Below are 13,307 nucleotides of genomic sequence, written 5' to 3'. Positions count from 1 at the left end.
ATAAAAGCCTTCCCGATTGGGAAGGCTTTTTTTTGTCAGTGTAAGAATATGATAATAAAAATTTGATTAGTTTTGTTGTATGGAAAAGACGAAACATATCAAAAATATTACTATTGAAAACTTCAAATGCTTTAATCACTTTTCAACAGGTGAATTTGGTTTATATAATATAATATTGGGAAATAATAATGCTGGAAAGACAAGTTTTTTAGAATCTCTTCTATTTGAAGAAAATATTTCTCAAACGATTCAACATTTTCAAGCGCTATTACAATTTAAAAATATTATAAATTCTTCAAGTGTATTTTTTTCGAATCCATTTCATTTTTTCATAAATAGATATACAAAAAAAGAGAGTATAAATATTTCTATGAATTATTATAATACCTCAAAATTTATTGCAAGTTTTAAAACTATTAAGGCTAATGATATTCCTGTTGAAGAAAGAAATAGCTTGTTAAAACATTTTAATGGTTTGACTATGACTGACGAATTATTAAAAGTCAATTTAGGAAATAAAAAAGAAGTATATCGAAAATTTGATACAGTTCAAAATTATGAAAAAACAATTGATTTTGTAAATTATGTCTATTCTTCGTCTTATTATTCCAATGATTTAATTGGATTTTACCTTGATAATTTTGCGAATAGCAAAGAAAAAAGAGAAGAATTAATGTCTAATATTAGATTTATTATTCCAAATATTCAAGACATTGAAATTACGATAAACTCTATTAATAAGGAACCTTTAATTGGTATTTGGTTGTTAGATAAAGATGAAATGTTATCACTTCCAATGTTTGGCGATGGTACTATAAGGTTATTTAGAATAGTACTTGAGATAGTTATATGTAAAGGTAAATATATATGTATTGATGAAATAGATACAGGTATACACTATACCAAATATAAAGATTTTATAAGAACCATTTTTAGAGTTGCAAAAAATAATAAGGTTCAATTATTTATTTCAACGCATAATAATGAGTTTTTAAAGTCGATTAAAGAAGTGTTAGAAGAAAAGGACTATTCAGAACACCAGAATGACACTAAAAGCTTTACTTTGAAACGATTACCTGATGAAAGTATAAAAGCTTACCGTTACAATTTCGAAGAATTTGAGTTTGCTATCGAACAAGAAAATGAATTAAGATAATGAGCAAGTCAATACGATTTTTTGGAGAAGGGAAAGCCGATGAAAAATTCTTACGTGATTTTGTAAAACATCATTTTAATATTGAAGAAATTGATTATGTGGACGTAAAAGGTAAAGACAGTATTCATCTCGTAAAGAATAAATTTATAATGAATACAGATCAAGGAGGTATTAACCTTTTGATATTTGATGCAGATAATGATTTTCAGGCTGCGTTAGACAATGTTCAAAAGCAAAAAAATGAATGTGGAGTTGAATTTGAAATTTTCTTATTCCCTAATAATACTGACATTGGTGCTTTAGAGGAATTGCTTATCAGATTAACTGTACCTGAACATCAAAGTATCTTTGAATGTTTTAAGCCTTTTAATAAATGCTTAAATGCTAGTGGTAAGGGTTATAATGTACCAGATTTGAAAACTCAGGTTTATTCTTACTTGTCTTTTCAAAAGTTAGAAGCTAAAGAGGAAAAACGAGATTATACTTTAGATTGTTGGGATTTAGATGCCGAATATGGAGAGTCTTTAAAGGAATTTATTGCGAAATATATTTAACAAAAAAAGCCTTTCCAACTGGAAAGGCTTTTTTATTTGTTTAAACAACTCATCAGTATCATATTACAGTTCAGTATTGTTTTTTATGACGGTTGTATATTGTGGTGCAACTTTGTACCATCAAAAAACAACAGTTATAATGAAATCAATCTTTACAATTATTTTTCTTTGTGTTTGTAATACAATTTTTGCACAGGTAACCATAAGCGGTAAAGTAACCGATGCTAAAGGCAATCCGCTTACAGCAGCTAATGTGTATATCGATGGTACGTATGACGGTGCTGTTACTGCGGAGGACGGTACTTTTTCTTTTGAGACTACTGAAACAGGAATCAGAACGCTGATTATCTCTTTTGTTAGTTATGAAGAGTTGAGACAACGTATAGTGGTAGGGGAGTATAAACCGCAAACCTTTACCATGCGCGAGGATGTAAACACGCTTGATGCCGTGGTTATTTCGGCAGGAACGTTTCAGGCAGGAGACAATACAAAAACAACGGCGCTAAAACCGCTCGATATTGTTACCACCGCAGGTAGTGCAGGCGATATTATAGCAGCATTGCAAACGTTGCCCGGTACGCAAACCGTAGGCGAAAGCGGTAGGCTATTTGTACGAGGTGGAGAATCGGACGAAACACAAACGTTTGTAGATGGCATTAGGGTGGCGCAGCCGTATGGTGCATCGGCTAATAATTTACCTACACGTGGTCGTTTTTCGCCTTTCCTTTTTAAGGGAATGACATTTTCTACAGGAGGATACTCAGCAGAGTATGGCGAGGCACTATCCAGCGTATTATTACTTAATACGATTGATGAACCTGAACAAGAGCAAACCGATATATCGCTGATGACGGTAGGGCTTGGGCTTGGCAATACTCAGAAATGGGAGAAGAGTTCTCTTAGTTTTAATATGGCTTACGTCAACCTAGAGCCTTATCAGTGGATGATACCTCAAAATGTAAGTTGGAATAAACCCTACCAGTCATTATCGGGCGAAACGGTGTACCGATATAAGTTTTCTAATGGTTTATTAAAAACCTATGTTGCTTTCGACCATGCCGATTTCAGTATCAATCAAAAAGATGTTAATTATACTGAGCCTATACGTACGGGCATTACTAACGATAACTTGTATGCTAATAGTTCTTACAAAGGGTTGTTAGGTAATATGTGGTCAATACATACCGGATTCAGTTATGGTTATAGTCATAACGATATAGGTATTAATGAAAATAATGTTACCAACGGAGAGCATAGCTCGCACATTAAGTTGCGGTTGAAAAAAACAATTACAAACCGTTTTAAGTTGACTTTTGGAGGAGATTACTTCATCACTGATTTTAATGAAGATTATAACGAGCCTACAGGTTTCTCTTTCAATAGTGGTTACAATAACTCTATAGCAGCGCTATATGCCGAAACCGATATATTTTTCTCAAAAAACTTAGCTTTAAAAGCGGGTTTACGTACCTCTAACTCAAGTGTATTGGGTGAAACTTCTTTCGAGCCAAGAGCAGCGTTAGCTTATAAAGTAGGGAAGAAAGGGCAGTTCTCCGTTGCCTATGGCGATTTTTATCAAACACCACGACAGGGGTACTTGAAGTATTATAGAAACTTTGAGTACGAAAAAACATCACACTACATTGCTAACTATATGTATAACCATAACGGGCGCACCTTTAGAGCGGAGGCGTATTATAAAGACTATGCCGATTTAGTAAAATATGATACTAATATGCCACAGTATGGCACACAGTTTAATAATAACGGGAGTGGGTATGCACAGGGGCTTGACTTATTTTGGCGAGATGATAAAACGGTTAAAAATCTGGAATACTGGGTTTCGTACTCCTACATAGATAGTGAACGCGATTACAGAAATTATGAAAACTCAGTAACGCCATCTTATATTGCAAAACACAACCTATCTATAGTAACAAAGTATTTTATAAGCTCACTAAGGTCACAGGTAGGAGTAACCCATAGTTTCAACTCAGGAAGACCGTATGATAACCCTAACGAAGTAGCTTTTATGAACGGCACGACTAAAAGCTATAATAGCCTTAGTGTAAGCTGGGCTTGGCTCTTGAGTCAGCAGAAAATATTGTATTTCTCAGTATCTAATGTTACGGGGAGTAATAATGTGTTTGGTTATAGTTATGCTAATACACCTAATATAAATGGTCAGTTTGATAGACAAGCTGTTACCCAACCTGCTGACCGTTTCTTTTTCGTAGGTTTCTTTTGGACTATCAGCGATGATAAGAAAACCAATCAGTTGGATAATTTGTAGTATTTAATTTAAAGAATGGTATCTTTCTAAACCTGAGCGTATTTCTTTTTCTAAATCATCAAAAGTGCATTGTAATGAAGTAGATGAGATACTTAAAGGAGTTCCATACATTTTGTGATTTGATTTTAGTAGAAACTTTTTAAATGATTTCGAGTTGTTAATATAGTGTTCAGGGTTTTCGACAAATAGTAAGATGAATTTTGTTGATTTAACCTGTGTAATCTCAATATCTGTTATATCGCTCCATTTAATTAGTCCAACGCTTACACCGCTAGAATTATCTATAACTCCTTTATTGTTAATTATTAGTGAATGTTTACGATTAAACAATGATTTTAAGCTATATATAAATCCAATACTTCCAAAACCAATAGAAATTATTCCAATTATTTTTACATACAGAGTAGGGAGTCTAGTTTGTTCATCAGCAATTTCAATTGAAATCCAATATCCCGCAGCTATAAACAGTAAAGAGCCTAATGTCAATAATATTATTTTTTGTCGGCTTCTTGGAATTTCTATTTCGCTCATGGGGTAGTGTTTTTCAAACAAATATACACCAAATTACAACTCATCATTAAAAAGTAACAGTTCAGATAAACAGTTTTTTCTACCTTAGTAAACCGTTGCATCTTTGTACTGTTAAATTATAACAACCAATTTAAAACTTAAAAATATGATACGATTAATTACAATGTTCGTTTTTTTAGTATGTAGTGCAGTATGCGCACAATCGCAGTATGAAACAGGAATGCAAACAGCTTTTGACCTTTGGCAAGAAAATAAAAATACAGAAGCATCGGCTTTATTTGAAAGAATAGGAGGAGCAGAAAAGGATAACTGGTTACCACCTTATTATGTAGCATTAGTTAATACTACAGCAGCTTTTAATCCTGCGAATAAAGACAAAGTTCCTGCTTTGCTGGCTAAAGCACAAGAAGCACAAGATAAAGCCATGATGATAGCTCCTAATAATGCCGAGCTATTAGTAATGCAGGCATTGATACACACTGCATGGATAGTTTATGACCCTATGACTAATGGTATGAAACTTTCAGGAAAAGTAAATGCAATTTATGCTAAAGCTTTGGCAATAGCACCTGATAACCCAAGAGTAGTATTCTCTAAGGCCGATTTTGAGATAGGTTCAGCCCGATATTTTGGTAACGACACTGCCCCGATGTGTGCTGAGATAGAACGTGCTGTAGAACTTTTTGCTACCTTTAAGCCTGAGACACCTTTTCACCCGAAATGGGGATTAGACAGAGCAACCCAGCAATTAGAGCAGTGTAAAAAATAATATAGACAACAATGATTAAAGCATTATTTAAAAGTTTTCTTAAAGCACTGGGACTTAGTGTTATCATTTTTGTGATACTGGTTATTATTGCCATTGTTTCAGGAGAAAATGTTAATTGGAACTCCAGCCTACTAATGAGTTTTCTTTTTACAATGCTTTATACATTTTCACTTTACGGAGCCAATAACCTTGTATTTGCTGGTGTAGCAAGAGTTTTTAATAACCGTAAGGTGATGGTATTGCGTGTATTAGTAGGCTTTGTTGCTTCGGTTATAGTCTCACTTTTTGTAATATTCCTAATAAGGATATTTGAAGATGTGGCGATAGAAGGTAAATCATTACAACAGTTTTGGGCAGAAGAGCAGCTTTCTAATTATTATGTAGCTATGACCATTACTTTGATAATGAGTATGCTGGGACACATTTTTTATTTTTATAAAAGATATCAAGAAAACAGGGTAAAACAACAAAAAATTATTGCAGGTACGGCTTCGGCAAAATTTGAAACGCTAAAAAATCAGATAGACCCGCACTTTTTGTTTAATAGTCTAAATGTATTAAGCTCGCTTATAGAAGAAAACCCAGATAATGCACAGCGGTTTACTACTTCGCTCTCTAAAGTATATCGATATGTACTGGAGCAGCGCGATAAAGAACTGGTAAGCGTACAGGAAGAATTGAGTTTTGCTAAGACATATATGAACCTGCTTAAGATGCGTTTCGAAAATAGTATATCTTTTGAAATGCTCGATGCTACAACAAACCCTGAAGCTAAAGTAGTACCGCTATCATTACAATTGTTGTTAGAAAACACCATAAAACATAATGTAGTAAGCCAGAAAAAGCCATTACACATCAAAATTTTTGAAGAAAAAGGCTACTTGATAGTACAAAATGATTTTAGAAAGAAAGAGGTACTTAGTAGTCGAAAAGGAGTGGGACTTCAAAACATTGTGAGTCGTTATGATATTATAACAAACAAAAAGGTAATTGTAGAACAAACACAAGAGTATTTTACGGTAAGGTTACCAATACTAACAAAACAGGTGACAATTATGGAAGCACCAATATATAACGAAAAAGAAACCAGTTATTATAAAGCACAAAAAAGAGTAGAGGATATAAAAGGCTTTTATGGTCACCTTACTTCTTTTATAGTAGTTAATTTGGGTTTAATGATACTTAACCTTATTACATCACCACAGCATTTATGGTTCTTTTACCCTACTATGGGGTGGGGTATAGGGGTTCTAATACACGGAATGAGCGTTTTTAACTACTTGCCATTTTTGGGGAATAATTGGGAAGAACGCAAAATAAGGGAGTTTATCGAACAGGAGAAAAATAAATAAAAATGGTAACGGAAGAAAGACATAATGAAGCAGCAGCTTATGAACGAGCTAAAAATAAAGTAAAAGACATAAAAGGTTTTTATATTAACCTTACCTGCTATTGTATAGTAATACCAGTATTGATATTTATAAACCTGAGATTTACTCCTGAATATCATTGGTTTTGGTACTCTACAATTGCTTGGGGTAGCGGAGTACTAATACATGGGCTTGGTGCTTTTGGTTATTTACCTTTTATGAGCAGAAACTGGGAAGAACGCAAAATAAAAGAGTTTATGGAGCAGGATACAAATAAAAACAAATGGAAGTAATGAAAAGTGAACAAAATAAACACGAAACGTATAAACAAGCAGAAAAAAAAGTAAAAGCTATAAAAGGATTTTATTTTAACTTGCTGATATACATTATTACAAACTCGATACTAATATATATTAATCTCATTTATAGTGGTGATTTTAATTGGGTTTGGTACTCTGTACTATTGTGGGGAATAGCAATGTTACTATACGGTATGCTAGTATTTGGTTATATGCCATTTATGAATAGAAACTGGGAAGAACGAAAACTAAAAGAGTTAATTGGAAATAAAGATGTAAAGGAGGAAGCTGTAAATACTGTAACAGTACCATTAAATAATCAAATACATTATGATCGTACAAAAAAGAGAGTACGTGCTTTAAGGAATTTTTACAGACATCTTACTGCTTATGTAGTAGTTATTATAGTTTTACTGGTACTACTTTGGGTTGGGGTTCAAACAGAACAAGATTTGTTTATTTATATTGCATGTGGCACTGCATTAGGGTGGAGTATAGGACTTGTTATCCATATTTTTAAAGTATTTGGAACTTCATTATTTATGGGGAAAAATTGGGAAGAGCGCAAACTTATAGAGTTAATGGAAGAAGAAAATAAAAAGCTATAAAAATACAAATAGTATGGAAAGATCATTAGAAGAACAAATGCGGTATGACCGTGCAAAAAAGAGGGTAAAAGCTATCAAAGGCTTTTTTATACACCTTACTGCTTATGTATTAGTAAATACTTTTTTATTAACTTTAAACTGGGTAGATTTAAAACCAGGAGAAGATTTTTTTACTTTTCGTACGTTTAACACAGCTTTCTTTTGGGGCTTCGGTCTTATGTTTCACGCTTTCGGTGTTTTCGGGTCACAAATATTTTTAGGTAACAATTGGGAAGAACGTAAAATAAAAGAGATGATGAGCCACGAAGACAGAGAATCGAAAAAATGGGAATAAGAGTTTAATTATTATACATTTAGATTAAAAAACAATCAACCAACATGAACGTTATTATAATTGAAGATGAGAAACCTGCGGCAAGACTATTGCAACGTAAATTGCAAAAAATAGGTGTAGAAGCAGGTACTATGTTGCACTCCGTTGAAGAAGCGATAGAATGGTTTAGTAACAATGCACATCCTGAACTTATATTTTTAGATATACAGCTTTCTGACGGGCTTTCATTCGAAATATTTGAAGTTGTACAAATAGATAGCGCTATTATTTTTACTACTGCTTATGACGAGTATGCACTACGCGCTTTTAAACTTAATAGTATAGATTATTTATTAAAACCTATAGATGAGGATGATCTTGAAATAGCCATTAATAAATACCGTGAACACCGTCCGCAACCGCAAAACTTATCGCTCGATTTTGAGCAAATAAAACGTATGCTAGTCAACCCAATAGAGAAGAGCTATAAAAAGCGATTTACGATAAAAATGGGACAGCGGTTAAAAGTTGTAAATGTGGATGATGCCGAATGTTTTTTCAGTGAGAATAAAGGTACTTATATCCATACAACTGAAAATAGGGATTACTTATTAGAGTGTACTTTAGAACAACTGGAAAGTGAACTAGACCCTGCTAAATTTTACCGTGTAAGCCGTAAATATGTTGTAAGCATCGATGCTATTAAGGATATAGTGGTATATACCAATTCGCGACTAAAAGTGATACTACTTACTTATAATGAAGATGAGGTTATTGTAAGCCGTGAGCGCGTAAGCGATTTTAGGCAATGGCTGGGCAGCTAGGTTATATATGAAAATAAAAAAACGCTATTTTAATTAAAATAGCGTTTTTTTAGAATGGTTTTTTGGGGGCAAATCAACCATTCTTCTAATCAAAAATAGACATTATTTCTTTTTTAGCCTTACCTAGTTTTTGCTCTAAGCGTCCCCACATTTCATCTTCTTTACCTTCTTGGTACGTTAAATCATCATCAGTAAGCTGTCCGTACTCTTGTTTTAGTTTCCCTTTGTACTCGTTCCAGTTTCCTTTAATTTCTTCTTGATTTGGCATGGTGTATTATTTTGATTGTTAATAATAACACGAAGTTACAAACCGAGTTCTAAAATTATTCCTAATACACTATTAAGGTTATCCCAAAGTTTATTTGCTAAGTCTATGTAGCGTATAAGTCATAGCTGTAAGTAGGAAAAAAGCAACTACTTGATGCGCTAGTCCTAACCATAGCGGAACTCTTAATAGTAGTGTAAATATTCCTAATATAAACTGTATAAATACGATTATTACGAGAGCGTTTAGTCCATTTTTTTGTTGTGTGTTTAACGCAATTTTTTTGCTTTTAAAATACAGGAACAGTATTAGTCCTACTACAAAATAAGCCATTGTTCGGTGTACAAACTGCACACCACTTTTTCCTTCTGTTAATGCAGTAGCAAGCGTAGGTTTTTCTATAAAAATACTATCGTGCATAAACTGTCCTTCGCTCATCATAGGCCAGTGGTTATGTATAAGCCCAGCATTAAGCCCAGCAACAAAGCCACCGTAAATTATTTGTAGTAATAGTATAATTAAGGCAACACGAGCAATTTTTTTGAGTGGAGTTATCGCTGCTTTGCGCTCAGGATATATAATATCAAGAGCTACCCAAAGCGTATATGCAAAGGTTATGAAGGCAAAAGTAAGGTGTAATGATAACCTAAAATGGCTTACATCAGGATTATCTATAAGTCCGCTTTTAACCATAAACCACCCAAAGAAACCTTGCAAAGCTCCCATGCCAAGTAGTATAAGGCATTTATTAATAGTAGCTTTATCAAGCTTTTTACGGATAAGGAAATATACAAAAGGAATGATAAATACTATCCCTATAATACGTCCTATAAATCTGTGGAACCACTCCCAGAAATAAATGAATTTGTAATCATCTAATGTGAAATCGTTATGAATATTGATTTTTTGATACTCAGGGAACTTTTTATATTCTTCAAAGGCGTGCTCCCACTTCTCCTCACTCATAGGAGGGAAAGTATCGGTAACCAAGTGCCAGTCGGTCATAGATAGTCCCGAGTTAGTAAGCCTTGTTATACCGCCTACTACTACCATTATAAATACTAAAACACAACCTAACAATAGCCAGGTAATAACAGCTTTATTTTGTTTCATAACGTGTATTGTTATTGTTTTATCAATCCCATTTTTTCAGCTTTCTCCATCATAAAGTCATGAGCAGGCTGGTATTCATTAGGTATTTCACCTTCTAGTATTGCTTCTTTAATTGCCTCTTTAAGTTGCCCTATTTCGCGAGAAGGTTTTAGGTTAAATATCTCCATAATTTCTTCACCACTAATAGGGGGCTGAAAATTACGAACATGGTCACGTTCTTCAACCTCAACAATCTTTTGACGGACTATTTTAAAATTCTTATGGTACTTTTTAAACTTATTTGGGTTCTTTGTGGTAATATCTGCTTCACACAGTGTCATTAAATCCTCTACATCTTCACCAGCATCAAAAATAAGCCTACGGACTGCCGAGTCGGTAACAATGTCTTGCGCCAATACTATAGGACGCGAACTTAACATTACCATTTTGGCAACAAATTTCATTTTTTGGTTTAATGGCATATGCAATCTTCCAAATAACTTTTTAACCATTTTTCCTCCTAAAAACTCATGCCCGTGAAATGTCCACCCAACTTTTTTATGGAATCTTTTGGTAGGGGCTTTACCAATATCGTGTAGTAATGCAGCCCATCGTAACCATACATCATCTGTATTTGGGGCAATATTATCTACTACCTCTAGCGTGTGGTAAAAGTTATCTTTATGCGTTTGTCCCTCTACTTCTTCTACACCTTGCAGTGCAGTAAGCTCAGGTAGTATAATATGTAATAACCCTGTTTGGTGCAACAACTTAAAACCTACAGAAGGTACATCGGTCATTAATATTTTATTCAACTCATCTACAATACGCTCACCCGATATAATATTGATACGCTCTTTATTACGCGTTATAGCATTAAGCGATTTTTCTTCTATAGTGAAGCCTAATTGTGTAGCAAAGCGTATGGCACGCATCATACGCAACGGATCATCCGAATAAGTAATATCTGGATCTAATGGTGTACGTATAATTTTGTTTTTCAAATCTTCGACACCGTTAAAAGGGTCTACTAGTGTGCCAAAATCTTCTTTATCTAATGAAAGCGCCAATGCGTTTATAGTAAAGTCACGACGGTTTTGATCGTCTTCTAGCGTTCCAGTTGTTACTAGTGGTTTACGACTTTCCCATTGGTAGGACTCTTTTCGAGCACCTACAAACTCAATGTCAATAAAATCGTTCGGTTCGTTTTCATAACGAAGCATCGCCGTACCATAGTTTTTAAAGACCTGTACTTTGGGTTTGTTGGGTAACAACTGGGCAACCTGCTGTGCCAAATCGATACCGCTACCTACGGCAACAATATCAATGTCTTTTTTAAAATTTCGTTGTAATAAAAAATCCCTAACAAAACCGCCAATAACGTAGCTTTTCACGTTAATTTGGTCAGCAGCTTGCGAGGTTATATTAAATATGTTATTATTTAATGCTTGTTTGTATGAAATAGTTTCTGTCATTAAGGTCGGATAACTTTTACCTGTAAATCATTGCCGAGTTTGATAATTGTTGATGGTTTTGCGGCAATTTTATCGTGGTGCAAATTTACGACATAGTCTACGCCATCCAAAATATGATGGTCAATTTCTTTAAAAGAATTTGGTGTTGGCATTCCACCTATATTTGCAGAGGTAGATACAAGTGGTTTTTTCATACGCTCCATCAGTTTATAGCAAAAAGGTTCTTTTACTAATCGTACGCCAAGCGTGTTATCAGGAGCTATAATATTTGCAGCTATATTACGTGGCTTGTCTAGTATTAAAGTGGTTGGTTTTTCACTTACTTCAATAATTTCCCATGCTACGTCGGGTATTTCTTTAAATACATTGTACATCATTCGGTCGCTGTTCATAAGTACTATCATGCTTTTGCTTTCTTCACGCTGTTTTAAGGCATATATTTTTTTTACTGCTTCGGCATTGGTAGCATCACAACCGATACCCCAAACGGTATCAGTAGGGTAGAGGATAATACCTCCATTTTTTATTACTTCAAATGCGTGGTGTACTTCGTCGTTTATATTGCTGTCGCTCATGGCTAATTAAATTTCAAAATTGTTTATTGCTTTTACAACTGTTTCAAGCTCTTCATCTGTTAACACAGGACTTATAGGTAAACTTAAAACTTCGTTATGTATTTGTTCTGTTATCGGGAAAGATAAAGTATTCAAATCGCTATACGCCTCTTGCTTATGTGGTGGTATAGGGTAGTGTATTAATGTTTGGATTCCGTTTTGGGTTAAATAGTGCTGTAGTTGTTCTCTTTTTTGGGTGCGAATGACGTACAAATGCCAAACGTGTTCATTTTCATTATCAGGCAGTTTAGGCAATATAATAGCAGAGTTATTTATATGTTCATTGTAATACTTGGCAATTTCTTTTCGTTTTTGGTTTTCTTCATTCAAATAAGGCAACTTTACGTTGAGCACGGCAGCCTGTATTTCATCCAATCGGGAATTTAATCCTTGGTACTTATTTATATATTTTTCTTCCGAACCATAATTGGCAATAGCGCTAATAGTTTTGGCTAATGTTTCATTGTTGGTGGTTACGGCACCAGCATCGCCTAGTGCCCCTAAGTTTTTACCAGGGTAAAAGCTAAAACCTGCTGCATCGCCAAGGTTACCTGTTTTTACACCATTCCATGTTGCACCTATAGCCTGTGCATTATCTTCAATAATTTTCAGGTTATGCTTTACAGCGAGTTGTTTTAATGCATCAGAAAATACAGCTTTCCCGTAAAGATGTACTATTAGTATAGCTTTTGTTCTTGCTGTAATTTTCTCCTCTATTTTGCTAATATCAATATTGTAGTTTTCAATGTTGGGTTCTACTAAAATGGGGGTTAGCTTATTATCTGTAATAGCTAGTATAGAGGCTATATAAGTATTTACAGGAACAATAACCTCATCACCCTCCTGCATTATGCCAAGCCCTATATAAGCTTTAAAAATAAGGCGTAGCGCATCCAGTCCGTTAGCAACACCAATAGCGTGTTTTGCCCCGATATAGTCGCAAAGATTTTGTTCCAGTAGTTTTACTTCTTCGCCAAAAAGATACCAACCGCTTCTAAACGTTTTTAGTAAGCGGGTTTCTATTTCCTGCTGATGCAGAAGGTTTACTTTTTGAAGATCTAGGAATTTTATCATGACATACTATTTAAAGCAAAAATAACTAAAGTTGTCTTTATTTTAGGGTAGTAGTAAAGGATATGTTTTC

General features: G+C 34.2%; 15 protein-coding genes. 9 read left to right on the top strand and 6 right to left on the bottom strand.

The annotated features are described in order from the left end of the window. Positions 1 to 79: 79 nt before the first annotated feature. From DVK85_RS12460 to DVK85_RS12450, 3 genes are all read left to right on the top strand, one after another. A complete protein-coding gene (locus DVK85_RS12460; RefSeq protein ID WP_114678756.1) occupies positions 80 to 1,156 on the top strand; it encodes an AAA family ATPase in 1,077 nt (358 codons plus the stop codon). After that, positions 1,156 to 1,710: a DUF3226 domain-containing protein gene (locus DVK85_RS12455; protein WP_114678755.1), complete on the top strand. Its 555-nt coding sequence runs from the start codon at positions 1,156 to 1,158 to the stop codon at positions 1,708 to 1,710. The genes DVK85_RS12460 and DVK85_RS12455 overlap by 1 nt, the downstream gene beginning before the upstream one ends. A 139-nt stretch (positions 1,711 to 1,849) precedes the next feature. Continuing rightward, positions 1,850 to 4,003, top strand: coding sequence for a TonB-dependent receptor (locus tag DVK85_RS12450; RefSeq protein ID WP_114678754.1), 2,154 nt, complete (start codon positions 1,850 to 1,852; stop codon positions 4,001 to 4,003). Positions 4,004 to 4,006: 3 nt separating this feature from the next. On the opposite strand, the gene DVK85_RS12445 is transcribed toward DVK85_RS12450, so the two are convergent. Continuing rightward, a complete protein-coding gene (locus DVK85_RS12445) occupies positions 4,007 to 4,534 on the bottom strand; it encodes an STM3941 family protein (RefSeq protein ID WP_114678753.1) in 528 nt (175 codons plus the stop codon). Positions 4,535 to 4,679: 145 nt separating this feature from the next. Here DVK85_RS12445 and DVK85_RS12440 point away from each other — a divergent pair, with 145 nt between their 5' ends. Genes DVK85_RS12440 through DVK85_RS12415 form a run of 6 tightly spaced genes read left to right on the top strand, consistent with a single transcriptional unit; the run spans position 4,680 to position 8,717 of the window. After that, entirely contained in the window at positions 4,680 to 5,303 is a 624-nt protein-coding gene (locus DVK85_RS12440; RefSeq protein WP_114678752.1) for a tetratricopeptide repeat protein, read from the top strand. An 11-nt stretch (positions 5,304 to 5,314) separates the two neighbouring features. Then, the gene (locus tag DVK85_RS12435; RefSeq protein ID WP_114678751.1) at positions 5,315 to 6,655 is read left to right on the top strand and encodes a 2TM domain-containing protein; all 1,341 of its coding nucleotides are present in this window, start codon (positions 5,315 to 5,317) and stop codon (positions 6,653 to 6,655) included. 2 nt (positions 6,656 to 6,657) lie between these two features. Then, entirely contained in the window at positions 6,658 to 6,966 is a 309-nt protein-coding gene (locus DVK85_RS12430) for a 2TM domain-containing protein (protein WP_114678750.1), read from the top strand. Next, positions 6,957 to 7,580 (top strand): 2TM domain-containing protein, encoded by a 624-nt coding sequence (locus DVK85_RS13680; protein WP_241209609.1) that lies wholly within the window; start codon positions 6,957 to 6,959, stop codon positions 7,578 to 7,580. Before DVK85_RS12430 ends, DVK85_RS13680 begins: the two co-directional genes overlap by 10 nt. Positions 7,581 to 7,593: 13 nt before the next feature. Next, complete coding sequence (locus DVK85_RS12420) at positions 7,594 to 7,914, top strand: 2TM domain-containing protein (RefSeq protein WP_114678749.1); 321 nt, start codon at positions 7,594 to 7,596, stop codon at positions 7,912 to 7,914. Positions 7,915 to 7,958: 44 nt separating this feature from the next. Beyond that, positions 7,959 to 8,717, top strand: a complete 759-nt coding sequence (locus DVK85_RS12415) for a LytR/AlgR family response regulator transcription factor (protein WP_114678748.1) — start codon at positions 7,959 to 7,961, stop codon at positions 8,715 to 8,717. Positions 8,718 to 8,802: 85 nt separating this feature from the next. Here DVK85_RS12415 and DVK85_RS12410 read toward each other — a convergent pair whose 3' ends face one another. From DVK85_RS12410 to DVK85_RS12390, 5 genes are all read right to left on the bottom strand, one after another. Further along, positions 8,803 to 8,985, bottom strand: coding sequence for a CsbD family protein (locus DVK85_RS12410; RefSeq protein ID WP_114678747.1), 183 nt, complete (start codon positions 8,983 to 8,985; stop codon positions 8,803 to 8,805). Between the two features lie 90 nt (positions 8,986 to 9,075). After that, positions 9,076 to 10,095, bottom strand: coding sequence for a COX15/CtaA family protein (locus DVK85_RS12405; protein ID WP_114678746.1), 1,020 nt, complete (start codon positions 10,093 to 10,095; stop codon positions 9,076 to 9,078). A gap of 11 nt (positions 10,096 to 10,106) precedes the next feature. Then, a complete protein-coding gene (locus tag DVK85_RS12400; RefSeq protein WP_162845345.1) occupies positions 10,107 to 11,549 on the bottom strand; it encodes a CCA tRNA nucleotidyltransferase in 1,443 nt (480 codons plus the stop codon). Then, the gene (locus DVK85_RS12395) at positions 11,549 to 12,124 is read right to left on the bottom strand and encodes an L-threonylcarbamoyladenylate synthase (protein WP_114678745.1); all 576 of its coding nucleotides are present in this window, start codon (positions 12,122 to 12,124) and stop codon (positions 11,549 to 11,551) included. Before DVK85_RS12395 ends, DVK85_RS12400 begins: the two co-directional genes overlap by 1 nt. A 6-nt stretch (positions 12,125 to 12,130) precedes the next feature. Then, positions 12,131 to 13,237, bottom strand: a complete 1,107-nt coding sequence (locus DVK85_RS12390; protein ID WP_114678744.1) for a DegT/DnrJ/EryC1/StrS family aminotransferase — start codon at positions 13,235 to 13,237, stop codon at positions 12,131 to 12,133. Positions 13,238 to 13,307 lie beyond the last annotated feature (70 nt).

It is taken from the genome of Flavobacterium arcticum (assembly GCF_003344925.1).
GTDB lineage: Bacteria > Bacteroidota > Bacteroidia > Flavobacteriales > Flavobacteriaceae > Flavobacterium > Flavobacterium arcticum.
This window is presented reverse-complemented; position numbering and strand designations above follow the sequence as displayed.

What these genes read in the sequence shown, in the direction of transcription:
- DVK85_RS13680 (WP_241209609.1), top strand. Translation starts at nt 6,957, where the DNA reads ATGGAAGTAATGAAAAGTGAACAAAATAAACACGAAACGTATAAACAA.
- DVK85_RS12390 (WP_114678744.1), bottom strand. Translation starts at nt 13,237, where the DNA reads ATGATAAAATTCCTAGATCTTCAAAAAGTAAACCTTCTGCATCAGCAG.
- DVK85_RS12450 (WP_114678754.1), top strand. Translation starts at nt 1,850, where the DNA reads ATGAAATCAATCTTTACAATTATTTTTCTTTGTGTTTGTAATACAATT.
- DVK85_RS12410 (WP_114678747.1), bottom strand. Translation starts at nt 8,985, where the DNA reads ATGCCAAATCAAGAAGAAATTAAAGGAAACTGGAACGAGTACAAAGGG.
- DVK85_RS12420 (WP_114678749.1), top strand. Translation starts at nt 7,594, where the DNA reads ATGGAAAGATCATTAGAAGAACAAATGCGGTATGACCGTGCAAAAAAG.
- DVK85_RS12460 (WP_114678756.1), top strand. Translation starts at nt 80, where the DNA reads ATGGAAAAGACGAAACATATCAAAAATATTACTATTGAAAACTTCAAA.
- DVK85_RS12395 (WP_114678745.1), bottom strand. Translation starts at nt 12,124, where the DNA reads ATGAGCGACAGCAATATAAACGACGAAGTACACCACGCATTTGAAGTA.
- DVK85_RS12455 (WP_114678755.1), top strand. Translation starts at nt 1,156, where the DNA reads ATGAGCAAGTCAATACGATTTTTTGGAGAAGGGAAAGCCGATGAAAAA.
- DVK85_RS12445 (WP_114678753.1), bottom strand. Translation starts at nt 4,534, where the DNA reads ATGAGCGAAATAGAAATTCCAAGAAGCCGACAAAAAATAATATTATTG.
- DVK85_RS12435 (WP_114678751.1), top strand. Translation starts at nt 5,315, where the DNA reads ATGATTAAAGCATTATTTAAAAGTTTTCTTAAAGCACTGGGACTTAGT.
- DVK85_RS12430 (WP_114678750.1), top strand. Translation starts at nt 6,658, where the DNA reads ATGGTAACGGAAGAAAGACATAATGAAGCAGCAGCTTATGAACGAGCT.
- DVK85_RS12400 (WP_162845345.1), bottom strand. Translation starts at nt 11,549, where the DNA reads ATGACAGAAACTATTTCATACAAACAAGCATTAAATAATAACATATTT.
- DVK85_RS12405 (WP_114678746.1), bottom strand. Translation starts at nt 10,095, where the DNA reads ATGAAACAAAATAAAGCTGTTATTACCTGGCTATTGTTAGGTTGTGTT.
- DVK85_RS12440 (WP_114678752.1), top strand. Translation starts at nt 4,680, where the DNA reads ATGATACGATTAATTACAATGTTCGTTTTTTTAGTATGTAGTGCAGTA.
- DVK85_RS12415 (WP_114678748.1), top strand. Translation starts at nt 7,959, where the DNA reads ATGAACGTTATTATAATTGAAGATGAGAAACCTGCGGCAAGACTATTG.